The sequence below is a fragment of the Trichocoleus desertorum AS-A10 genome (assembly GCF_039962155.1).
Classification (GTDB): Bacteria; Cyanobacteriota; Cyanobacteriia; order FACHB-46; family FACHB-46; genus Trichocoleus.
This window is the reverse complement of record NZ_JAMPKN010000003.1, coordinates 257,243-280,938: the sequence shown is the minus strand read 5'-3', so window position 1 is coordinate 280,938 and position 23,696 is coordinate 257,243. Positions and strand designations below refer to the sequence as shown.

Genomic DNA, 23,696 nt, shown 5'->3' with positions numbered 1-23,696 from the left:
TATTAGGAGTTTTCTGTGTTTACTTTCCCTGACCCTCCCTACTTCTTACTGGTTGCTGGCCTCCTGATCAGCATTACTTCTGGGGTCGCGTTTGAAGCAACTCTAAAGCAAGCGGTGCAAGATTGGGCCAAGAATCGCTCCACTCGCACCCTAGCCGCTTTGCAAGGCATGCAGCTGTTTGTGCCTTTCTTGGGAATTACCGCAGGTGCCTGTCTCTTTCTAGGCTCTGGGATGGAAATTTTTGGTTTTAGCACCAAATTGTCCTACGCCCTCTCTCTTCCCTTATCAATTTTCACGAGTTGGCTAGTTTGGTCGCAGTTGGGCAAGATTTTGATCCAGCTAGAGCAGGGTGGCTCACAAGCGCTGGATCTAGATTCATTCAACTAACTCCGCCTCAGCCTTAATCTCTATTTCAAGGTGCTGATGCACTACCTGCCTGAGCCTGTTGCAGTTGCTTTTCAGCATTTGCAGCCCAGGCAGTATTGTTTTGAGCGGTGTAGAGGTCCTTAGCATACTGCAAGACCTGTTGGGCATCTTTGTACTGCCCTTGCCGCAGAAATACTAAGCCAGCGCCATAGTAGGCATTAGCGTAGTTGGAATTGGCTTCTGCCGCTTGGCGAAAAGCCACTAAAGCTTCTGATAGCTGCCCTTGCTTCAGCAAAACAGACCCTAAGTTGTAATGCGCTTCTGGATACTTAGGGCTAATTTTAATCGCCTCACGCAGAGCTGCGATCGCCTCAAACATCTTGCCCTGCTGCATGTACACCACGCCGAGATGATAGGCAGGTTCGGGAGCGGTGGGGCTGAGCTGTTGTGCCCGCTTGAATGTCGCGATCGCTTGATCTAAAGCGCCTTGTTGTTCTAGCACCAAGCCTAAGTTGTAATGAGCCAAGCCGAGTTTGGGATCGATTTCTAGCGATCGCTGCAAATATTCTTTAGCTTGCTGTAAGTTGTTACCTTCCAACAACGCTGCGCCTAAATTGGCATAAGCCAGAGCAAATTTGGGGTCTACTTGAGCCGCTTGATAAAACGCATTAGCAGCAGGTTGCAACTCACCTTTTTGTCGGAGTGCCAACCCCAAGTTGTAGTGAGCTGCTGCCAAGCTAGGGTTGAGCTGAGCCGCTTGCTGAAAGGCTGCGATCGCGGGTTCTACCCGACCTTGCTGAATCGCTCGCAACCCTTGCTGCATTACATCCTCGGCTGTTTGGGTAGATTGAGCTTGAGCGACTAATGATGGCCTCATCTGCCCATCCCAATTGCTGTGCAGTAATCCTAGCTGGATCAGCACAGCCACACCCAGCCAACCCAACTTATAGACAAATTGATCGTGGTTTTTCATCCGGGCTGAACTCCCATCAAACATGCTGCTGTTAGCACTGTAAACTGCTTGGTTTGAAGAACGGAACATTGATCCATGAATTGAGCTAAGGCAGGCGTTTGTCCTTGTTGTAAACGAGCGATCGCCTCTGATGCAACAGGTTGGTATTGATGCAGCCAACGCTGCCACCTTGGTCCTGGCGTTAAGTATGCTGGTGTAAAAGCATCCTGCTCAATTAAGAAAAAATCAACCCCATACTTCGCAATGAAGCGCTGCACGTCCTGAAGCTCAGGGCTGTAATGGGCTTGCACCAAATCGATTGCTCGTTGGCGAATTTGGCTGTAGTAACCCAAGTGGTAAGGAAAAGCAAATTCTCGGGCCACTAAAATAGAGCGTTTGGCGAAAGCAGGCAGATTACTAGCTTCTTCTGACAAAGAGGCAATCAGCGTATTTTTGGGCTGTTGAGCCAAGAACTCGTATATCTCAGGCACCCAACCTTTAACTTGCAAGTGAGTGCTCAAAAAAATACTGGGTACGGCTGGAACCACAAGGGAAGCGATCGCCAAGATTGCCACCAACCCTAAACAACCTCGCTGCCACAGGTTCAAAGCTGTTCGGCTTCGTCGCATCTGAACCAGCCAGCGTAGACCTATTTCTGCAAGTAGCACTAAGGTAATCCCTGCGGCTAAAGCCATGACTATCCGGAGGCTGTACTCCATATAGCGACCGGGAAAGTGCAACTTCAAGAAAACCACGTGTGCCAAGCCAAACAGTCCTACTGAGGCGATGAGCACTTGAACCAGTAGCTTAATTTGGCTGGAAACTTGACGCACTAACGCCGACGGATAGCGCAGTAAGAATGGCAGGAACGTTCCAGCCCAAATGACAGGTGGATGCAACGGCAACCGGATGCCGCTATCCCCCACAAACCAAAAGGCGAGCAAATTTGGGATGAAGAACTGGGCACGACCATCTACACCGTACTCAGGCATGAGTTTAGCCTGAGCCGCTGTGACAATGGGGCCAAATTCGGCAGCTTGCTGGGCAAAAGGCCACAAGGCGAAAAGGGTGATGACTAAGCTCAAGCTCCACAAGATCCAAGCTTGGCGATCGCCTACCCAACGCCATTGACCTTTGTGCCAGTGCCACAGTCGTACCGTAAGAATGGCAATTTGGAGCAAGGCCATTTGGGGATAAAACAGGGCTTGTAGCGCGATCGCGATCAGGCAGGGAACGAGCGATCGTTTTAGCAAGTAATACAAGAATGCCAAGAAAATTGGATACAAAAAGGCGCGAGAAGTGGCAGAAATCAAATCGTCATTAAGCCACCAGGACTGATTAAGAATGAGCGTGGATAAAAAAGCACTAATAGGAACTGGAAATAATTGCAGAGCTGTACCAAAGCCATAGGCACTAGCAACTAGCGCCAAAAATAAAGGTAGAAACTTAGCTATAACTAAAGGCTCGGCTCCTAGTTGGTTCATCGCCCAATAGAAACTTTTGTAGCCCATAGGAGCAATAGATTCTAGATAATTAGCAATTAAATCATTAGGAAATAAATTTGGATCAGAAAATCTTTCCAGCCAAACTACATGCAAACGAGCATCATCTTGAATAAGATAGGGTTGACTCAGTGAATAGGTTAATGAAATCAAACTGAAATAAACTGTTACCGCCAAGCTTAAAATCAACCAAAAATTTTTACTATTTAGAAGTTCCCAGTTAAGTTTGGTAGTTGCAATTAGGGTTCTAGCTTGAAGTAGGGGAAGGGGCATGCAGTTTCGGCAGGGCTATGCAACAATTTGAAGAAAGTTAAAGCAATCTTCAAATTTATAGCTGTTATTGCACATAGTCAAATTAAAGGCTCAACTCTGCCTTAATTCAAGCATCTGCACAGTCAAAACACCTGCCTGCAATGAGTTTTCTTTAGCCCATTGAGCCGCGATCGCCAGATGAGAAGATACGGCAGCTAACTCATCTTTTTAGCGAAATTCGAGTTTTTTATAGACAAGCTATTAAAATTCACCCGATTCTATTCCTGCCGAATTGCTAGCAACATACAGATTAAACCAAGTCATAGAGTTGTGAATTAATAGCTTGAGAACTGTAAAGACTCATCAAGATAACTGTTACATAAAATTTTACTAACAAACCTCTATTTGCAATCCCAAGCGCGTTAATCTAATCTTTGAAGCAGTTAAGATTTCTGTGTTGAAAGCTGAGCAGTCATCTCAATTGCCGCTTTACTTTTTCACATAATTAAATAAGGAGAGCGACCTATGAACAACAAAGTAGAGGTGGGTTCGCGCAATGTAGCTATTGTTGGTCCTTATCTGAGTGGAAAAACCACGCTTCTCGAAAGTCTTTTGTCGGTTACAGGAGCAATTAATCGTAAAGGTCGAGTGCAAGACCGTAACACCGTGGGGGACAGTGCCGCTGAAGCCCGCGATCGCCAAATGAGTGTGGAAATAAACGCCGCCAGTACTGAATATGGCGGCGTTCGTTTTACGTTTGTAGATTGTCCCGGTTCCGTTGAATTTGCTCAAGAAACCTACAACGCCTTGATTGGTGTTGATGCTGCGATCGTGGTTTGTGAAGCAGTGAGCGATCGCGTCCTCACCCTCGCACCCTTATTTAAGTTTTTGGATGACTGGGAAATTCCTCACTTAGTCTTTATCAACAAAATGGACCGCGCCACCTCTCACTACATGGACGTGCTCCAGGCGCTGAAATCTGTTTCCAGTCGGCCCCTAGTGCCGCACCAGTATCCGATTGCCCAGGGCGAAGAGATTGTGGGCTTTATCGACTTGGTAACTGAGCAAGCTTATCACTATCATCCGGGTGCACCTGCTGACCCCGTGCCACTCCCAGAAGCACTTCGGAGCGAAGAGCAGGCTGCCCGAGCGGAAATGCTAGAAGTTCTAGCTGACTTTGATGATCATTTGTTGGAAGAACTGCTGGAAGAAATTAATCCCTCCGAAGAAGAAATTCTGCAAGATCTGAAAATGGATCTGGGTGCCGATTTGATTGTGCCTGTCTTCGTTGGCGTGGCTGAGCAAGATTATGGCGTCAGGCCACTGTTAGAAGCGCTGTTGCGAGAAGCCCCCGATGCCGAGACCACGGCAGAACACAGAGGCACGGTTCTCAGCGCTAAGGCTCCGTTGGCTCAAGTGCTGAAAACCTACTACACTCCCCAAGGCGGCAAGCTCTCTCTCGTGCGGGTTTGGCAAGGCACAATTACCGATGGTATGGCGCTAAACGGCGTGCGCGTGGGCGGTCTGTATCGCCTGATGGGACAACAAACCCACAGCACGACCACGGTTCAGGCAGGCGAAATTATTGCCATTAGCCGCTTGGAAGGTGTGAAGACCGGGGATACGCTGACCACAGTTGATTCTCAGCCCACTGCCGAACTGCCGAAAGCCGAACACATGGCTCCTGTGTTTGCGCTTGCGATTACTCCTGAGAAGCGCAACGACGAGGTGAAGCTCAGTGGTGCCCTAACCAAGCTCTTAGAAGAAGACCCCTCTCTGGCTTGGGAGCAACACGGAGATACCCACGAAGTTATTCTGTGGGGGCAAGGCGACATTCACTTGCAGGTGGCGCTCGATCGCCTGCGGCGGAAGTATAACTTGCCCATGAGCACGCATCTGCCCCAAGTACCCTACAAGGAAACGATTCGCAAACCCACCTCTTCTCATGGGCGCTACAAGCACCAAACCGGAGGGCATGGGCAATTTGGAGATGTTCACCTAGACATCAAACCGCTGCCACGGGGAGAAGGTTTCAACTTTAAGGAAACGATCGTGGGTGGTGTGGTGCCACGGCAATACATTCCGGGTGTGGAAACAGGCGTGCGGGAGTTCTTGGTACATGGACCGCTGGGTTTCCCGGTAGTAGATGTGGCAGTAACGCTCACCAATGGTTCCTACCACAACGTCGATAGCTCGGAGCAAGCCTTTAAGCAAGCGGCGCGGATTGCCATGCAGGAAGGTATGACTCAGTGTGAACCTACCTTGCTAGAGCCGATTCTGGCGATCGCTATCTCTGTGCCGACTGACTTCACCTCCAAAGTGCTGAAGCTGGTGAGCGGGCGACGGGGCCAGATCTTGGGTTATGCCGCCAAAGATGGTTGGCATGGCTGGGATGAGGTTGCTGCCCATTTACCCCAGGCGGAAATGCACGACCTAATTGTGGAGCTGCGATCGCTGACGATGGGCGTGGGTTACTTCCACTGGGAAGCACATAACTTACAAGAAGTTCCAGAAAAGCTGGCGGAAAAGGTGCTCGCCTCGAACAACGGCAGCAGCAATGTTAACAATCGGCATTAAGTTTCTGCCCTACCAAGCGCTATAGACTGGCCTTCTGGTAGACGCTAAAGCTAAGCAGAGAGTGGCATATCAGACAATACGGCTATCTGGTATGTCACTATGTTTAGCTTATTAGAAACCACTATTCGGCCACTACAACTGAATTCTAAAGTGCTAGAGGTGGCCTATGAACTGTATTTAGAAGCACCCCAAGCAAGTCATCCAGGCATTAACCTACAGGAACTTTCCCGACGCACTGGAGCCAGTTTGATGGAGTGCCGCAATGCGATCGTTGAAGCGAACCAATTAGGCAGGTTCCCCAATTGCTCTTTGTACACAGCATGAATGGGAATCATACGGCCTACAACGATGCCAGCGACTCTCCCTACGATTCGTGCCCCAATTCTACGGAGCAGCATTGTTCACCTGCGCTTAAGTCGCCTTCTACTTATCGTTTTATTTGGTTTGACTGGTTTTGCCTCTGGTATCCACCGGGCTGGCTGATTTTGTTTAATCGCCACTGGCAGCATTACCATGACGATCCTGAAGGCTGGAATTGGCTGGATTACATGCTGTTTCTGATTCCGGGAGGCTTTTACCTAGCCTCTCTTATCCGCTGGTTGCGACTCGGTGGTCGGGCACCCCAATCTGAAGGAGGCAAGGTTGACCCTACTTATCAACAAGCATTTCAAGATGAAATTCTGGGTCCAATTGTGCAACACTACTTCCGGGCAGAGTTGCACCAGCTAGAGCATTTGCCTGCCACAGGCCCACTGGTCGTGGTGATGAATCACGCAGGTATGGCTTTTCCCTGGGATTTTATCAGTTTAGGTTGGTTACTCAAGCAAAAACGGAATTGGGTGATCCAGCCACTAGCTCACACCATTTTCTTTGATCATCCTTGGTTGAAGTGGTGGCTCCCACCCAAATGGCCTCAAGTTCTAGGGGGAGTGCGGGCGGAGCGTCAAAGTTTTGAAGCAGCCGTAGCGAACGCAGAGACAGAAACAGCGGTACTCTATGCCCCGGAGGGCTGGCGCGGCTTAATTAAGGGGTGGCGACATCGCTATCAGTTGACTACGTTTGACCCGAGTTTCATTCAAATTAGCGATCGCCACCAAGTGCCGATTTTGCCCGTGACCTGCGTCGGCAATGAGTCGTTGCACCCTTGGGCTTGGAACTTCAAAACCTTAGCTCGTTGGATCAAACTACCGCTGTTTCCCATTTCGTTGCTGATGGTAGCGTTTGTGCTCTTTCCCTCAATGGGCGTGTGGGCGATGCGATCGCGGCTCAAGTACACGCTGCAACCGCTCTACCAACCTTGGCAGGAAGCAGGAGTTACAGCACCAGATCAGCCGAAGCGATCGCATGCTTACCAACAAGCCCAAGCCTTGCGATCGCAGCTTCAAGACCAACTCAACCAGATTCGTGGCAGTGCGAAAAGCAAGTAGCTACTTTAGGCTCACCGCTTTGGGTTTGAGGGCTAAGAGCATCTCGACCTGAGCGGTGGTTTTGTCTGGTTGCGTCACAGTGATACCAAGGCCACGAATAGAGTTCAGCATGGCAGTTGTTTCGGGTGTGATGCTGCTGGTTTGAGTTTTTAACAGGCTGGTATTCATCACGGCCATGATTTTGTCCATGTCGAGATAAAAGTAGCCTGCATTCGGCTTAGCCAAAGAACTTGTCACTGTTTTGAAGGCAGCGCTTTGGTCTAGAGGCTGCTTGGCTGGTGCGGTCATGCCATCGATCAGAGGACTACCCACAGCGATAAAGAGAGAATTTTGGTTTAGCCAGCCGTGACCCAAAACGCTTTCCTGTTGTGGCAATTTCCATTCAGTAATAGTTTTGCCATCCACATTGCGTTGCGCCACCTGCATAAAGTTCTTTTGGGCGATCGCATCTAGTTTGGTCAAAGTGGCCTCGGCAGTCGCGCGATCGCTGGTTTCTAGTACTAGTACACCGCCAAACCCAACCGAAGACAGTACGCCTTGATTGAGTGCGATCGCTCCTAGGCCAAATTCCCCATCCATCCAGCCAAACACTTCTTTATCAGCATCCAGATTGACAGCCTGTAGCTGTTGCCTCACGGTGTCAACCACTATCTGACTCTGGGGCACGTTTTGCGCCTGCTCTACCATCGTCGTCCAGGCAGCTTTCAAGCCTTGCCCAGTCACTAAGGCGATCGTGTCTGTCGGAAAGGCAGCGACTACTTTGCCTGGAACGGGTTTGTACTGCATGGCAGTGGCTTGGGGTTTCGCTTTCGCCTTGGCTTTCACCCGCAGCCCAGAATCATCTACGCCCACACCCACGACCAAGGATTCCACCTGGTCTAGCTGCTGCATGCTTTGCGGCGGAATTTGGGACGCTTGCGGGCTGTTGGCGATCAGTTGTTTGACTGAAGTGCCGTAGTTCGGTAAATAAATCTGCGCGATCGGATTTTCTACATCTACGCCCGTTGCCATCAGTCGAGCCGCCCCGGATTTATCGGCAAAGGAAGGCGCACCCTTGAACGTATCCACCGCCTGTTCTACCGTGGCTTTTTTGTTAGCAAGCACGAGGCGATCGCTGAGAACGGCGCTGTAAATCGTACTGTTGGGCTGATCTTTTTGCGTAGTGGCTGAGATTTTGATGCCTTTGTAATCACTCTCTTGGGTTTGAACTCCGGGCTGGGACTTGGCTTGATTGGCAAAGGCTAAAGCTCGAACTTTGTCCTTAATGCCTACGACCAGCAGAGTGTCTGACTGCTGGGTGCCTTCAGACGCACTCGGTAGCACTGCCACCATGACATTGCCGACCCAAGGCTTGAGGTCTTTGTCATAGTTGAGTTGGCTGCCTTTGAGTAATGAAGCTTGGAAGCTTTGCACCCCTTGACCCACAAACTTCTGAGCCTCTGGGGTGCCAAACTGTTGCAGTTGGTCCCAACCTTTGGCATCACTCGCAATGAAAGTAGCCATCAGCGCTTCATCAGGCACCACTTCCGCACTCGCAGCGGGACTGGATGAATCAATCGGGCCGCCTTTCATGAACCAGTAAGCAGCACCCCCAACGACAACCGCGATCGCAGCAACAGGCAATAGTACTTTTTTGAAAGCAGACATGGGAACCAAGTTCTCCTAGTAGCGTGGGATTTTAAGCTCTAATGTGAAATGGGGCGAAAGCTAAGACCAAATGAGCGCTGGGCTTGATAGAGGAAACACAATTCTTCGGCTTGATTCCAGTGTTCCCTGCCACAATGGATCAAAGATTGAATCCTTCTTTAAGAATTTCTTGTGGCTAACAACAGAGTTGACGCGATTTTGCACCGCGCTTTAGCGGGTGACGACATTTCTCCAGAGGCAGGGGTGACGCTGCTGCAACAAACAGAACCCGCTGCGATCGCTGCCATTCGAGAAGCGGCAAACCAATTGCGCCAGCAGCAAGCAGGCAACACTGTTACTTACGTCATCAACCGCAATATCAACTTCACGAATATCTGCGAGCAGCACTGTAGCTTTTGCGCCTTTCGCCGGGATGCAGGAGATGAGGGTGCTTATTGGCTGGATAATGCCAAGGTTCTCGAAAAAGCTACAGATGCAGTGCAACGGGGTGCCACCGAAATTTGTATGCAAGGCGGGCTGAATCTGGAAGCCAAACTTAATGGCAGTTCCCTAGCCTACTATTGCCAAGTTGTAGAAACGATTATTCGCCAATTTCCCCACCTGCATCTTCACGCTTTTTCACCTCAAGAAGTGCAGTTCATCGCGCGGGAAGATAATTTAAGTTATGCCGAAGTCATCGAGGCTTTACAGACAGCGGGCGTTGGCTCCATGCCTGGAACCGCCGCAGAAGTGCTAGATGATGAAGTGCGTCGCGTTCTCTGCCCAGAAAAGACTGATAGTGCAACCTGGTTGGAAATTGTTGCCACGGCTCACCGTCTGGGAATGCCGACGACTAGCACCATGCTCTCCGGGCATATCGAAACCCCAGAGCAACAGATCAAGCATCTGAATTTGCTGCGATCGCTCCAGCAATCTGCTCAAGACCGAGGCGATCGCGGCATCACTGAGTTCATTTTGTTGCCATTTGTCGGTCAGGAAGCCCCGAAACCATTACGTCGTCGGGTGGGACGCGATCAACCGATTCTGGCGGATGCTCTGTTGCTAATGGCGGTGGCTCGCATCTACTTAGGTCGTTGGATTCCCAATCACCAACCCAGTTGGGTCAAGCTCGGATTAGCAGGGGCAACAGAAGCTCTGACTTGGGGCTGCAACGACATCGGCGGCACTTTGATGGAAGAACACATCACATCAATGGCGGGAGCACAAGGTGGCACCTGTATGGAAGTTGATACGTTACAAGCCGCGATTAGTTCTCTAGGCCGACCACATCAGCAACGAGATACCTTGTACAACGCGATCGCAACTCCAACTCTAGTAACTTCTTAAACCAATTCTTAACTGATTGTTTGCTGCAAGAAGCAGGTGGGAGGGAAGCGATCGCTCGAAGCAAGATCCTTCCACTGTATTCTGCTACTTGGTCAAACTGCATCCTGACTAATCTACGTAGAAGCTTTCAAAACTGCCCTAACCAATACCTGAAAAAGTCTAATGGTAGTCGTCAGCGGTTACAAACAGATTTATGACTTGTCAGTAAATAACTAACATCCTCTGCACCACAGTTGTTAGACAGGATCATTTGCTCGATCTCGTATCTCGTCAATCTTGACAACAGAGAAGCCGTTTATGCGAGTCCGATGAAAAAATCTTTGAATTGGTAAAAGAGTTTTAGAAAAGTAGTAATCATTTGAAAGCTGCTGTAACTCTTCTCGATCAGCCAGCATTGTCTCGACTCTATTCACTATTAAGTTCAGAGCCTTATGCGGCAGATCTCTATTAACAGGGAAACATAAGCCTTTAGGGTATTGAACAAAAAATAGGTTCTTCTTTTTGAGCCAATCATCAGGCATATAACTTACTCTCACAGCAATTTGCTGATCCTCCCTTGTCCAATCTATCCAGTAACAGGAAACAGATTGAACCTGGCAGTCATCTCTTAGCAAACCCTCTGGACCACATAAACCATCTAACAAAGGTTTGATTATGTTATCAACATCAGGTGCTTGATCAGATTCATAGCGCAATTGTTCATGAACTAGCCACTCAATTTCTATTTTGACATCGCCAGTCAGAATATATTCCAATAATCGAGTAATGGAGCGAATTTCATTTGTTACTGCACTTTTTGCAGCGGCGTTTGCTTGCTGTGACACAGGAGCAATTGGTAATTCAAAACGTATTTCACCAAAAATTGGTGGCTTGCTATTGTCAAAAGACATAAGCTAAGACCTTCGAGAATCAAAGTTGGTGTGTCTGACTATATAACTATTATTAGACGGAAGATTTTTAGATAACATGCTTATTAAGAGTGATTAGATAGAAACTTTTTGTATAACACCCTAAATTGAATAGATAGCTGGAATTTTTCCGCAATACACGCTGATTTAGGTAAATTAAATAGACTGAATCTTTCTGATTTCGGTAGGGAGTTGGGCAAAGCTGACCAATAACTACTCGATTTCCCTTAGATAGCTGTCCGGATCTAGCAAGCCACAGGCCGATAATACTTTGCTAGAGTGTCAACGGCGTTGCGTATTCTGTCTGGCTAAGAGAGCTTGGGGTCATGATCGAGAAGAAAAATAAGGTTGCTCTACCGCTTACGCTAGGAGCAGCAGGCTTACTGATTGCAGGGGGAGCAGCAACCTACTGGTTTATCACTCAGAGAAACACTGGGTCAGGCGAGCTACCTGTGGGAGCCAACATCATTCCGCAAACAGCGCTCATGGCAGTTTCGGTCTCGACTGATCCAGGGCAATGGCAAACCCTCAGACAATTTGGCACGCCAGAAACCCAAGCCTTGGTAGACCAAAACTTGGCTCAGTGGCGCGATCGCTTGCTAACCGCCAACGGCTATAACTACCAAAAAGATATCCAACCCTGGGTTGGCAGACAAGCAACTTTCGCCTTCCTACCTTCCCAAACAGCCACACCCGCCAGCCCCTCCCCTACCCTGCCTGCTCCCACTCCGGGAGGCCAACAATCGGTAGTATTGGTTCTACCCATCACCAATCCAGGGCAAGCGCAGCAAGCACTCTCTCAGCCCAAAACTGGAGGGGGGACTCAGTGGACGCAGCGGGACTACAAAGGCTTTCAGATCCGAGAAACCCAGGGAGCACCGACCCAGAATTACTCCGCTACTGTTCTAGATGGACGCTTCTTGGTGGTTACGACCGATCCCAAGATCACCGATCAAGCGATCGACACTTATAAAGGTGGTGCTTCTCTCCTCAACGCTCCTGGATATACCGCCGCCTTCAACAAGATTGGTACGAATCAAGCCTTTGCCAACCTATATGTCAATGTGCCAGCAGCAGCAGCGGTAGCCTCCACCAGTTCAGCCGTTCCGGTTGCACCAGAAAGCCTCAGCCAGCAAATTCAAGGCTTGACTGCTGCCTTTAGTTTGCAGCCACAGGGCATTCAGGTTCAGAGTGTTGCTTGGTTGAAGCCAGACAGCAAGAAAAAGTACACGGTTGCGAATGCGGCCAAGAATATGACTAGCCGCTTGCCTGCGGAAACTTTGGTTATGGCTTCGGGCGGCAATCTCAAGCAGCTTTGGGAGCAGTACATTCAGGGAGCCAACACCGCGACTTCTCCTAACCTGACCAATCCCCAAGTTCTACGAGAGGGGCTGCAAACTCAGACGGGTTTGGACCTAGACAAAGATTTGCTGAAGTGGATGGATGGCGAGTTTTCCCTGGCTTTAATTTCCAATCTACAGAAAGCGCCGACAGATTTACCCGCTGGCTTAATGTTTATGGTGCAAGCAAGCGATCGCCGAGCCGCCGAAAAAGCTTTTAAGCAACTCGATGAGGTGATGGCCAAGCGCTACAACTTCAAAGTCAATGAAGTCAAAGTTGGCAATCAATCCACGATTACGTGGTCACCTGCTTTAGGAGGCGCGATCGCCAGTCATGGCTGGTTAGATAGTAATGTTGCCTTTTTGACAGTGGGTGCGCCTGTTGCTACCAGCATTATCCCCAAGCCTGCAACTCCTTTAGCCACCAGTGAATTATTCCAGTCCACTGTACCCGCAGAGCTAAAACCAAATAACGGACACTTCTTTATTGATGTCGATCGCACGCTTAGCAGCAACCTAGCTTTGATTCGGCTGGCCCCCAGCAGTCAGGTTTGGGCAAAAGCAATTCAGGCGATCGGAGTCACAGGAGCCATCAGCGACGAACGCACGACTCGCTACGATGTGTTTGTGCGTTTGCGTCAAGGTAATAAGCCAGGGTCACTACCAAGTCCTGATGCCAGCCCTGATGCAACTTCTAGCCCCACAGCATCACCGACCCCTGCTCCAGACGCGGCTCCTAGTCCATCTCCTTAGGAGCCGCTTGATAGGTAGGCTACCGACAAGACCCAGGAGTCGATAGGATAGGATCAGCCTTATTAGCATCCAGTCTGCAAAACTGTTGGGAGAGCGTCGATGGATTTGGTTGAACTTCAAGGCAAGTTAGACAATGTCTCGTTTGCCGTTTTATTTGTCACCATGCTGATCTACTGGATCGGGGCAGCGTTTCCCAAGATTCCGCTCTTGCCAGCATTAGGTACTACTGGGATGGCGATCGCTAACCTCTGCACAGCAGCCCTTCTAGCAGCTCGGTGGCTAGAAGCAGGTTATTTTCCCATCAGTAATCTCTATGAATCTTTGTTTTTCCTAGTTTGGGGTTTGACAACCATCCACCTGATCGCGGAGAACATGAGCCGTAGCCGCTGGGTGGGGACTATCACCGCTCCGGTGACGATGGGGATTACTGCTTTTGCCGCCTTGACCCTACCAGACGAAATGCAGGCTTCCGCGCCGTTGGTACCCGCCCTCAAGTCTAACTGGCTGATGATGCATGTTAGTGTCATGATGCTCAGCTACGCCACTTTGATGGTGGGAGCACTGTTGGCGATCGCCTTTTTGATTGCCACAAGAGGCCAAAAAATTGAGTTACACGGCAGTTCGGTCGGCACAGGTGGCTTCCGCGAAGGAGCCTATCGCTTACGTCGGGCGGGAGAAGCGGTGAACTCAGAAGTGAGCACTGAACCCGCGTTAGCTTATGCTGCTGACAGCAACGGTAGTGGCGGCACCGCAGTCCTGAATGCGGTTGGTGCTGAAACAGCTACTAGCGAACTCCTTTCGCCTCAGCGCCTGAGCTTGGCCTCAACCTTAGACAACATCAGCTATCGGATTATTGGTTTGGGCTTCCCTCTGCTCACCATCGGCATTATCGCGGGTGCAGTTTGGGCCAATGAAGCTTGGGGTTCCTACTGGAGCTGGGACCCGAAAGAAACTTGGGCCTTAATTACCTGGCTAGTTTTCGCAGCTTATCTCCATGCGCGGATCACTAAAGGTTGGCAAGGTCGGCGTCCAGCAATTTTAGCAGCTAGCGGTTTTGTGGTCGTCTGGATCTGCTATCTAGGAGTTAACCTGCTGGGTAAAGGACTCCACAGCTACGGCTGGTTCTTCTAAACCGCAAGTTATTTTGCAGTTGCAGTCAGTTCTCAGTTGAAGAGCTGGCTGCTTATTTTTTGACATGATTTAGCCGTACTAGGGTCTATGAGTGCTCCTTCTACTTGGACACCTCTACATGCCAAAGTTCATCAAACTCTGCGATCGCGGCAGTTACTACCCCGACAACGGCGGTTATTAATTGCCGTCTCTGGCGGGCAAGATTCGCTCTGCCTAGCAAAATTACTTTTAGACTTGCAGCCCAAGTGGAATTGGCAGGTCGCGATCGCGCACTGTGACCACCGCTGGCGAGCCGACTCAGAGGCGAATGCTGCTCATGTGCAACAGTTAGCGCAAAGTTGGCAAGTTGAGTTTTATCAACGTACTGCCACTCAAGCTTTACCCAGCGAAGCAGCTGCAAGAGCCTGGCGCTATCAAGCACTCACCGAAATTGCTCAGGCTCATGCCTACCAGTGCTTAGTGACAGGTCACACTGCTAGCGATCGCGCTGAAACGTTGCTCTACAACTTGATGCGGGGCAGTGGAGCCGATGGGTTGCAAGCTCTAACCTGGCAACGAGCCTCAAGCCCAGAAATTATGCTGGTGCGGCCTCTACTAAATTTGACGAGGCCAGAAACTGCTCAATTCTGCCAAGTGTTTAACTTACCCGTTTGGGAAGACTCGACCAATCAAGACTTGAAGTATGCCCGCAATCGGATTCGGCAAGAATTACTGCCTTACTTACAGCAGCACTTTAATCCGCAAGTAGAAAAAGCTTTGGCACAAGCGACCGAGTTGCTCCAGGCAGATGTGGAATATTTGGAGCAAGCTGCGATCGCGCTACGCCAGCAAGCCCAACACCCCTCTCAAAGAGGTTTGAATCGATTGGTGCTAGGGTCTGCTCCTCTCGCGCTGCAAAGACGAGTAGTTCGGCAGTTTCTCCAAGCAGCCCTGACCAAGGCGCTTAATTTTGAACAAATTGAAAAGGTAACCAACCTGATTACAGCCCCCAACCGATCGCAAACTGATCCGTTTCCGGGAGGGGCGATCGCGGTAGTAGAAGGTGAATGGATTTGGTTAAAACAGCTTTAGGTCTGTGCTAATCCATCCACCTACACTCATCTAAACGGTACAAGTTAAGGGGCCGCTAACTCTGGCGTATTCATCAAGCTGACTAGCAGTTGTCGCATTTCAGCGATCGCTTGCAGTTGGTAACCACTGGCTTCTTGCACTTGGTTCAAGACACCCGCGATCGCTTCTAGCTTTTGCCGTACTCCATCTACATGGTCTTGCACAGGTTGCATCATCTCTTGGTAGAGGCTGACCTTACCCGACAGTTCCGCCAAATTAGCTCGCTGGGTTTGCAGATTTTGCTCTAGCTGCTTCAACTCGTTCTGTTTCTGGGTTTGCTCATTAGATTGATGATCAACCATGCTTTGGGCTTGTTGAATCGCCCCCCGCATTTGTTCAATCTGGCTTTCTAACTTTTGCAGTTCTTCCGCTTGCTGCTGCTTAATGTTTTCGATCTGAATTAAGGCAGGTGCTAGGTCAATTTCACTCTCCTGTTTCACCGCTTCTGATTTGCCTTCTCGTCGCAGTAAAACAGCTTGGTGTTGCGCTAGAATCTCTTCCCGTTCCTTGAGGTTGCGTCGTTGTCCCACCAAGGTTTCGTTCAGCATTTGATAGCGGTCTTGCTCATCCGCTAGCTCGGTCTCTAGCCGGAGACGGTCATACTCGCTGGCTTGCTGAATCTGCGCTTGCACCTCTTCAATCGTCTGCTGCTGAAAACCTAACTCTTCTTCTTGGTCATTAACGAAACGGAGGATTTTTTCCCAGTCACGCTGGAGATCTTGAAGGACTCCTTGAAGCTCGCCCAGCGGCATCGTTTCTAGCGCTTCAACGTCAACTTTAGGGCTAATCTTAACTTTGTCAGAAGTTTCCGATAGCCGATACAGTTGCTGATGGAGCTCTTCCTGGTTTTGCAGTTGCAGACCTAGCGTCTGGGCATAGTCTTGCTTGAGGTTTAGAGCGTTTTGCTGTGCTTTCAACTCAGCTTTGGCCTGCTCCAAAGAAGTCTGAGCTTGTTGCCACTCACTCCAGCGAGTTTGTAGATCTTGGGCTTGGCGATCGACTTCTTGTTGTAGCTGTTGAGCGCTGGCCCGTTGTTGCTCTAGTCGCTGCCAATGCTCGGTCAGAATGTTTTGTTGGCCATTGATGATTTCAACCGCTAAATTCAGTTGCTCACGAGCCGATTCAGTCGGAGCCACTGAGCCAGATAAGCGGTTCAATAGATCCTGAATTTTACCGGCCTGTTCATCATCTAGAACCGCCGATTGCTGAATCTCGGATTGGCGTTCCTCTAAGCGTCGCATTTCACCATGTAGGTGAGCCCAAGCTCCCTCCAGTTCCTGGTTGCGGCGCTCTAATTCTTCCCGGAGTCGGTTGGCTTCTTCTCGCGATCGCTCAATTTCTTGGCGCTGCTGCTCTAGCTGCTCAAAATCTTCTTCTATTTGCTGAAGCTGCTCCCGCCGTGCTTCCATTTCCATTTCACGGCGATTAAGCTCTTGGCTTTGATAAGTCAGAGACTGCTTCCACTGCTCAATTTCTTCTTCCTGGGTCTTAAACTTTTCTTGCAGCCGAGAGAAATTTTGCAGAATAGTCACTAGCTGGCGGGAGGCTTCCTGTAGCCGCTGCACCTGCTTATTCGCAGTCAAGTCAGCTAGTACTAAGGCTCCTGCGTTAAAGCTATTCGCCTCATCTGAAGGAATAACTTCTTCCCCAGGGACAGCAGCCCAACTCTGCTCAGAGCGCTGACAAGCCAGCAACTTTAGCTCTGCCTTACCACTACCAATGAATCCGGTCTTTTTTTGTACTTCTGCTAGATACAGCACGCCAATCGTCCTCTTCCGTGTCGATGCCCAGTTCCTTGTGTCAGATAAGCCTTCTGCCAGCAGTTTCATTCGCCCTGCTAAACCCAGTTTAAGAAGAGAACATTGGTTGAGCAATATTCTTTAACACTGGGGTTCTTGCTGGGAACGCTACTGAATCCACCTACATAAATATGAGAGGTTCATGATGAGTCTACTACTCCTACCGTCTCTAGTTTATTGGTTTTTACCTGTTGCTCGCTGCAAGCAGTCTCTGGGGAGGGGCATATCCTCAAACACTTTTGCAACCCGAAAACGCAGCGGTCTTAGCGTCATCGTATCCTTAGACTGTTTTGCCTCTCAACTTGCTGCCACCTGAAGTCAATGTACATTGACTTTACTAAGGACTCTTACAGTGAGTAGCGCTATATAAAGCTCCATTAAAGATGAAGCAGTAGAGCTATTCACTCGAAGTAAAAGCCTAGCGCCATCATACTAACCCCTACAACCCACGTTACGGTGAGAAAAAGCTATTGGATCTGAATAATCAAATTTTTGTCGTAAAAGCAACAAATTTAGAATCCACAGTTCCGATTCTGGCTTCAGGCCAAGAATTGAAGATGCCAGTAGACCTGCTGAAGTCTTAAACTAAACTGAAATATATACTTCAGTGGACTCATCCCATCACCACAATTTAGCATCATTTTTAGTAGTGATGCGGAAGCAGTAACTTCTATGGCATTTCCAAGTACCACCAAAAAACTTTTTTTGGTTTATTGATAAGCAAATCTTTAATGTTACGAACGAGGAAAATCGCTCAATGTTTAGTTCTATCAGTAACGGGCTGCCATAAAAGAAAACTCGTAGGAGGTTGGTAAAAGTTTTAACACAAGTTTAATTTCTTACTGATCGTTATTATTTTGTGTAGGAACACCTGCGGTAAGCCAGAAGTTTGAAGTGATTTGAGCCAGGGTTCCACTTGACAAGCGTCGAAGCTGTTCTTAGGAGAGCATCATAGCTGCATCATGCAAGGCAAGTTAAACGAGATAGACATCCGCAGCATTCTGCAACTGATTGAGCTAGGTCAAAGAACGGGTGAGCTTTGTGTTGAAGCCTATGGTTCTCTGCCAAGCCTGATTAGCAGTGATCGTCTCGGGCGATCGCTATCTACCCAGTCTTGGTTTGTCTTTTTTCTCAATGGCCAAATTGTCTATGCCGCAGAAGGGGATGACAGTTTACTTCGCCTGCGTGACTATCTCCGCCGCTACAAAGTAGAAGCCGCACTCGATAACGTCACCGTCCCCTCGGTCGCTGCGATCAACGCCCCTGAATATGGCTACTTGTGGGCACTGCTAGAAAATCATGTTTTAACACCTGCTCAGGGACGTAGCATCATTCAGAGCATGGTGCATGAAACACTTTTCGACTTGCTGAGTCTTCATCAAGGTTCATTTATTTTCGAAATTGGCTCCGCTTTGTCTCCTCAACTCACCACTCTGGAGATTAATCCGCTGGTGGCCAAGATCATGAAGCAAGTTCAAGAGTGGAAACAGTTTCACCCTCACATTCAATCACCTGATCAATGTCCCATCATTGCTGATGCCAAGCAGCTACAAGAGGCTTTACCGGAAAACGCCTTTAACAGCCTGCACCGGTGGGCAGATGGCAAAACCTCAGTCCGGCAGATGGCCCGTTATCTCAACCGAGATATTCTCACTGTTGCCAGAGCTATTTACCCCTACGTGCAGCAGGGGCTAGTACAACTGCTATATCCCACCTCCAAAGAAACAATTGCTAGCAAACAGCCGTTTTCCCTACAGATGGCTCGAACTCCCAGAGTGGTTTGTATCGACGATGGGGCAAGCATTCGTAAAACTGTGGAGTACATGTTAAGTCAACATGGTTATGAAGTTACATCCATTGGGAATCCTCTTAAAGCACTGAGCTTAGTATTTCAACTCAAGCCAGATCTAATTCTTTGTGATATTGCTATGCCGGAGTTGGATGGTTACGAAATTTGTGCCATGCTACGCAAATCAACGGCTTTCCGGCAAACTCCTATTGTGATGTTGACTGGGAAAGACGGATTTATTGATCGGGTCAAGGCTCGTATGGTCGGGGCGACTGACTACCTGACCAAACCATTCGGTGAAAACGAGTTACTCATGCTAGTGGAAAAGTATGCTGGCTCAGGCGACCCCGATCGCCCCAAGCCAGACAGGCTACTTGCTGATGCGCTAGAAGATGAGTTAGAAATTGACCTTGGCGATCCAGCTTCTGCTTCCTCAGCGCCTTTTAGTTAAGCATTGAGGGTATTTTAGTGATTAATTAGTGATTATTCTAAAAATCAAGGATTAAGGTGACTAACACAAATCTAAAGATTAAGTTTAAGAGTGTACGCGGTCGATCTTTCCCGTTAACCTTTGCAGTTAGCAGGTAGGGTGGTTATGAGTACAGTTCTAGTTGTGGAAGATAGTGTCACGCAACGGGAGATGATCACAGACCTTCTCAAAGGAAGTGGCCTAACTGTTACTGTAGCTAGCGATGGGGTTGAGGCATTAGAGCGCATCCAAGCACATTGCCCTGATTTAGTGGTCTTGGATATTGTGATGCCTCGCATGAACGGGTATGAGGTTTGTCGTCGTTTGAAAGCAGATCCCAAAACCCAAAATGTGCCTGTAGTAATGTGCTCTTCCAAAGGTGAGGAGTTCGATCGCTACTGGGGCATGAAACAAGGTGCAGATGCTTATATTGCGAAGCCCTTTCAACCCACAGAGTTAGTTGGAACAGTCAAACAGCTGCTACGAGGATAGGTAGGCGTGAATGGTTGGGAACCCAGATTTTTTAACAGGTAGAGGCCAAGACCAAGCTCCAGAATTTCAGGAATTAGAAAGTCCTGAAGGTGAGTTGCACCTAAGATTCTATGTATCTTCAGGCAACGAGTTTGCTCTACCTGCTACAGGAATTCGGGAAGTTATTTCACCTTCGCCGGATCGGATCACTCCCATTCCGAACGTTTCCCCTTTGCTTTTGGGTACGCTGAATGTGCGTGGGCGCGTTATTTGGGTGGCTGATTTAGGCCAATTTCTAGGCGATGCTAATCCTCTCAATACAGATAGACCAGAGATTCCTGTCATTGCAGTCGAAGATCAAGACACCATGTTAGGGTTAGCAGTTGATCGAATTGTGGGCATGGATTGGCTAGACATTGACGAGGTACAGATGCCAGCTAATGTTCCGGATAGTATGGCTCCGTTTTTGCGGGGCGAATGGATGACGGACAATAAAGACGACAAATTGCTCCGACTACTCGATCAAATTGCAATTCTTCGATCAGCGCGGTGGGCAGCATGAGTTAGCTCATGAATTAGTTAGATTTAGGGTTGAGCAAGGTGGTTCAATCACCCGCTGTAAACCAATCCACACAAGTAGGGTGAGCTTCGAGCAAATGGGATACGTGCAATGGCAGGAGGAGGCAAATGGCATCCAGCACTGAGTACGCGCAAGACTATCAACAAGCCCAGAAGGCATATTATCAGGGCAGTTATGAAGAGGCGGCGGCGATTGTCGATCGCTTGGCTCAAGACTTTCCTGATGACCCCAGTGTCCATCTTCTAAAGGGTCATATTTACTGCTACGGACTCCAGCAGTATGATGTGGCGCGCGAGCAATATCAACGGGTGCTGGGCTTGACCTCTGATCCTGAATTTATTGACTACGCGAATAGTGGATTGGCCTACACTAACGAATCTGATGCGGATGCAGGAGCCGCTTCAGCAGCTAATTTGGCTGATGGCTCTCATAATGTTCAAGAGCTAGATAGTTTTTCAGGTGGCTCTGACTATGGAGCCGCAGAAAGCTGGCATGCCCCGGAAGAACCCGCCTTTGACTTTAACAATGCTGAGTTAGAAAGCTTCGACGATTTTGACTCTGGCTTGGGTTTGACAGAAATGCCAATGGCTTTTAATGAGCCTGTTGACACGCCTGCGACAGCAACACCTTTCTCCGATCCATTTGCTAATAGTTCTTATGCAAGTTCTGAGCCTTTAGACAATACTGCCGATCCATTTGCCTTTGACGAATATCTAGATGCTCAAGATCCAGGAACTCATCCACAGCCTCAATCTGGGACTTCCCAGGAGTTTTCGCCCTTTGGCCACGACTCTAGTTTGGGGCAGAGTGAGTTTGATGCATCGCTCGATCAGTTTGACGATGTCTTTCAACCTCTAGATTTTCCAGAAGATGATCTGAGTCCAGATGCTCAGTTGTATGCGGCTGAGGAGGAAAGCCTCCCTAGCGATCGCCCATCAGCTTTAGACTCTTTTCCTGGCGGCAACATTTCTGCCAATAGTTCATACAGCTCTAATCCTCCTTTGAGAGAAGACGAAACTCTCTTCATGGCTGATGAGGAACTAGATGACTTTAATGCTGATAATTTTGGCTACACAGACTTAGATTCAACTGGCTACAACTCCAGCAACTACGAGCAAGATGAGCAAACTTTCGTCTCATCTTCTAACTGGAACGGCTTTGACGCCCAAGACAACAACGTTAGCACCTTTGATGACGCCTTCTCAGATCCAGAATCTCCCGTGACCGGAGGCTCCTCTAGTGAAGCAGGTGGACGCCAGAGCAGCATCGATTTTCTAGATGAGTTCGATGAATTTGATGATCTAGGCAACCTACCCGACTTTGATATTTCTGAAAGCTCTGCGGGTTTCACTAGTCCTTCGGTTGGCTCAGCTGCTTTTGGAGGCATGGGTGGTACAGTTTCTGGATTAAATAGCCGTCGCGGCCACGAGAGCGCTGCCCCAGAGGCAGGCGCAGGACTGAGCTTTTCCAATATGGGAGAAGTTGATTTCAGCGATAGCGGCGATCGCTCCATTATTCGGGACGATGAAGTATTTGGGATTGCTGGCAACTCTGAGCAAGTCCCCATCTTCACCCAAAGTGACAGCCTCAACGTAGAGCCTACCGTCACCTCCGAGCAGGGAATGTTGTCGTTCTTAGACAACGCCTCGCTCAAAACCAAGCACCTGATCACAGCAGGTGCAGTGGGAGTGATTTCAGCTTTAGCAGTGGCAACGGTTAGTTGGGTGGCAGCGCGGGGTGCCGTAGAGCAAAAGCGGCCTGAAGTCATCACTAGCTTGCGACAAACGGGTCTAATCATGGCTGTTGTGGCTGGTGTCACTAGCGGTGGTGTGGCTTACTTTATGGGTCGCAAAACCGCCAATCAAATTCAGCGAGCAACTGATAACTTGCAAGCTCAATTTCAAGCGGTCTCTCAAGGGAATTTAGATGCTCGGGCTTCGGTCTATTCAGAAGATGAGTTTGGCCAATTAGCTGCTGGCTTTAACCAAATGGCACGGGTGATCCTCACGACTACAAGTGAGGCGCAACGGAAGGCAGAAGAGCAAGAGCAAGCCAAAGAAGACCTACAACGCCAAGTAATTCGCCTCCTAGATGACGTGGAAGGGGCAGCGCGGGGTGACTTGACAGTTCAGGCAGAAGTCACCGCTGACGTACTGGGAGCAGTTGCCGATTCGTTTAACTTAACGATTCAAAACCTGCGCGAGATTGTACAGCAGGTGAAGTTGGCAGCCCGACAGGTAAACAAAGGCGCTTCCGACAGTGAAATGTTCGCTCGCAGCTTATCGTCTGACGCTTTGCGGCAAGCAGAAGAGCTAGCGGTCACCCTCAATTCTGTCCAGGTCATGACTGATTCCATTCAACGGGTAGCTGAAAGTGCCCGCCAAGCAGAAGAGGTGGCTCGTTCAGCCTCTGCGACAGCGCTCAAAGGAGGTGAGGCAGTAGAAAGCACGGTTTCCGGTATTCTCAAGATCCGCGAAACAGTGGCAGAAACCACCCGAAAGGTGAAGCGGCTGGCCGAGTCGTCACAAGAAATTTCAAAAATTGTGGCGTTGATTTCCCAAATTGCTTCTCGTACCAACCTCCTGGCACTTAACGCTAGTATTGAGGCAGCCAGGGCGGGTGAAGCTGGACGTGGTTTTGCCATTGTGGCTGATGAAGTCCGACAGTTGGCTGACCGGGCCGCGAAAGCTTCGAAGGAAATTGAGCAGATCGTGCTGCAAATTCAGAGCGAGACAGGCTCCGTAATGACAGCAATGGAAGAAGGAACTCAACAGGTAATTGAGGGAACTCGCCTAGCAGAACAAGCGAAGCGATCGCTCGAAGACATCATTCAAGTGTCTAACCGCATTGATGCCCTTGTCCGTTCCATTACTGCCGATACGGTAGAGCAAACGGAAACTTCGAGAGCGGTGGCTCAGGTAATGCAGTCGGTTGAACTAACTGCACAAGAAACCTCTCAGGAAGCTCAAAGAGTTTCGGGTTCTCTACAAAACTTAGTAGGAGTTGCACGCGACCTCTTGACTTCCGTAGAACGGTTCCGTGTAGAGGCTGGGGAGCGGCAGTAAAGGCAACTTTTAACGCTTGGATGTCGCGGAATAACTCGAAGTTAATTTGTTTTGATGTCGATTTTAAAAGGATCGGGTACATTAAAACAATCTTAGGTAGAAGCCCATCTGAGCGCAGGAAACAAGCTAATTGATGCTGATGGCATAGCCCTAGAGCGGCTCCCTGCCTTCAAATTCCGTCAAACACAACCCAAACGCTATAGTTTTGGGTGCTCCTTGGCCTCAGGCTACG

General features: G+C 49.1%; 17 protein-coding genes. 12 read left to right on the top strand and 5 right to left on the bottom strand.

Going from position 1 to position 23,696, the window contains the following annotated elements:
* The first annotated feature begins 15 nt into the window (after nt 1–15).
* Complete coding sequence (locus tag NDA01_RS08035; RefSeq protein WP_190433085.1) at nt 16–387, top strand: hypothetical protein; 372 nt, start codon at nt 16–18, stop codon at nt 385–387.
* Between the two features lie 25 nt (nt 388–412).
* Here the strand turns inward: NDA01_RS08035 and NDA01_RS08030 are convergent, their stop codons facing one another.
* Together NDA01_RS08030 and NDA01_RS08025 are read right to left on the bottom strand one after the other, a co-directional pair.
* Complete coding sequence (locus tag NDA01_RS08030) at nt 413–1,339, bottom strand: tetratricopeptide repeat protein (RefSeq protein WP_348227523.1); 927 nt, start codon at nt 1,337–1,339, stop codon at nt 413–415.
* Nucleotides 1,336–2,829, bottom strand: a complete 1,494-nt coding sequence (locus NDA01_RS08025; protein ID WP_348227522.1) for a hypothetical protein — start codon at nt 2,827–2,829, stop codon at nt 1,336–1,338. Before NDA01_RS08025 ends, NDA01_RS08030 begins: the two co-directional genes overlap by 4 nt.
* 768 nt (nt 2,830–3,597) lie before the next feature.
* Between NDA01_RS08025 and NDA01_RS08020 the strand changes: the two genes are divergently transcribed.
* The 3 genes from NDA01_RS08020 to NDA01_RS08010 all read left to right on the top strand — a co-directional run bounded on the left by NDA01_RS08020 (nt 3,598) and on the right by NDA01_RS08010 (nt 7,076).
* The gene (locus NDA01_RS08020; protein ID WP_348227521.1) at nt 3,598–5,649 is read left to right on the top strand and encodes an elongation factor G; all 2,052 of its coding nucleotides are present in this window, start codon (nt 3,598–3,600) and stop codon (nt 5,647–5,649) included.
* 99 nt (nt 5,650–5,748) lie between these two features.
* Nucleotides 5,749–5,973, top strand: coding sequence for a UBA domain-containing protein (locus tag NDA01_RS08015; protein WP_348227520.1), 225 nt, complete (start codon nt 5,749–5,751; stop codon nt 5,971–5,973).
* Entirely contained in the window at nt 5,970–7,076 is a 1,107-nt protein-coding gene (locus NDA01_RS08010; protein ID WP_348227519.1) for a 1-acyl-sn-glycerol-3-phosphate acyltransferase, read from the top strand. Before NDA01_RS08015 ends, NDA01_RS08010 begins: the two co-directional genes overlap by 4 nt.
* On the opposite strand, the gene NDA01_RS08005 is transcribed toward NDA01_RS08010, so the two are convergent.
* Nucleotides 7,077–8,723 (bottom strand): DUF3352 domain-containing protein, encoded by a 1,647-nt coding sequence (locus tag NDA01_RS08005; RefSeq protein ID WP_348227518.1) that lies wholly within the window; start codon nt 8,721–8,723, stop codon nt 7,077–7,079. It abuts the gene before it with no gap.
* Between the two features lie 171 nt (nt 8,724–8,894).
* On the opposite strand from NDA01_RS08005, the gene cofH reads away from it, so the two are divergent.
* Nucleotides 8,895–10,049, top strand: a complete 1,155-nt coding sequence (gene cofH, locus NDA01_RS08000; protein WP_348227517.1) for a 7,8-didemethyl-8-hydroxy-5-deazariboflavin synthase subunit CofH — start codon at nt 8,895–8,897, stop codon at nt 10,047–10,049.
* A 236-nt stretch (nt 10,050–10,285) separates the two neighbouring features.
* Here cofH and NDA01_RS07995 read toward each other — a convergent pair whose 3' ends face one another.
* Nucleotides 10,286–10,939 (bottom strand): RusA family crossover junction endodeoxyribonuclease, encoded by a 654-nt coding sequence (locus NDA01_RS07995; RefSeq protein WP_348227516.1) that lies wholly within the window; start codon nt 10,937–10,939, stop codon nt 10,286–10,288.
* A 344-nt stretch (nt 10,940–11,283) separates the two neighbouring features.
* Here NDA01_RS07995 and NDA01_RS07990 point away from each other — a divergent pair, with 344 nt between their 5' ends.
* The 3 genes from NDA01_RS07990 (at nt 11,284) to tilS (ending at nt 15,252) form a co-directional block, all read left to right on the top strand.
* The gene (locus tag NDA01_RS07990; RefSeq protein ID WP_348227515.1) at nt 11,284–13,050 is read left to right on the top strand and encodes a DUF3352 domain-containing protein; all 1,767 of its coding nucleotides are present in this window, start codon (nt 11,284–11,286) and stop codon (nt 13,048–13,050) included.
* Between the two features lie 99 nt (nt 13,051–13,149).
* Nucleotides 13,150–14,181, top strand: a complete 1,032-nt coding sequence (gene ccsB, locus NDA01_RS07985; protein ID WP_190551354.1) for a c-type cytochrome biogenesis protein CcsB — start codon at nt 13,150–13,152, stop codon at nt 14,179–14,181.
* An 87-nt stretch (nt 14,182–14,268) separates the two neighbouring features.
* Nucleotides 14,269–15,252 carry a tRNA lysidine(34) synthetase TilS gene (gene tilS, locus NDA01_RS07980; RefSeq protein ID WP_348227514.1) on the top strand — a complete coding sequence of 328 codons (984 nt, stop codon included), beginning with the start codon at nt 14,269–14,271 and terminating at the stop codon, nt 15,250–15,252.
* 44 nt (nt 15,253–15,296) lie between these two features.
* On the opposite strand, the gene hmpF is transcribed toward tilS, so the two are convergent.
* On the bottom strand, nt 15,297–17,120 hold the full coding sequence (gene hmpF, locus NDA01_RS07975) for a pilus motility taxis protein HmpF (protein ID WP_348227513.1): 1,824 nt from the start codon (nt 17,118–17,120) through the stop codon (nt 15,297–15,299).
* Between the two features lie 932 nt (nt 17,121–18,052).
* Here hmpF and NDA01_RS07970 point away from each other — a divergent pair.
* The 4 genes from NDA01_RS07970 to NDA01_RS07955 all read left to right on the top strand — a co-directional run bounded on the left by NDA01_RS07970 (nt 18,053) and on the right by NDA01_RS07955 (nt 23,464).
* A complete protein-coding gene (locus NDA01_RS07970) occupies nt 18,053–19,330 on the top strand; it encodes a response regulator (protein WP_348227512.1) in 1,278 nt (425 codons plus the stop codon).
* Between the two features lie 144 nt (nt 19,331–19,474).
* Nucleotides 19,475–19,840 (top strand): response regulator transcription factor, encoded by a 366-nt coding sequence (locus tag NDA01_RS07965; protein WP_190433054.1) that lies wholly within the window; start codon nt 19,475–19,477, stop codon nt 19,838–19,840.
* A gap of 10 nt (nt 19,841–19,850) precedes the next feature.
* Complete coding sequence (locus NDA01_RS07960) at nt 19,851–20,381, top strand: chemotaxis protein CheW (protein WP_190433052.1); 531 nt, start codon at nt 19,851–19,853, stop codon at nt 20,379–20,381.
* A 125-nt stretch (nt 20,382–20,506) separates the two neighbouring features.
* Entirely contained in the window at nt 20,507–23,464 is a 2,958-nt protein-coding gene (locus tag NDA01_RS07955) for a methyl-accepting chemotaxis protein (protein ID WP_348227511.1), read from the top strand.
* Nucleotides 23,465–23,696: the final 232 nt, after the last annotated feature.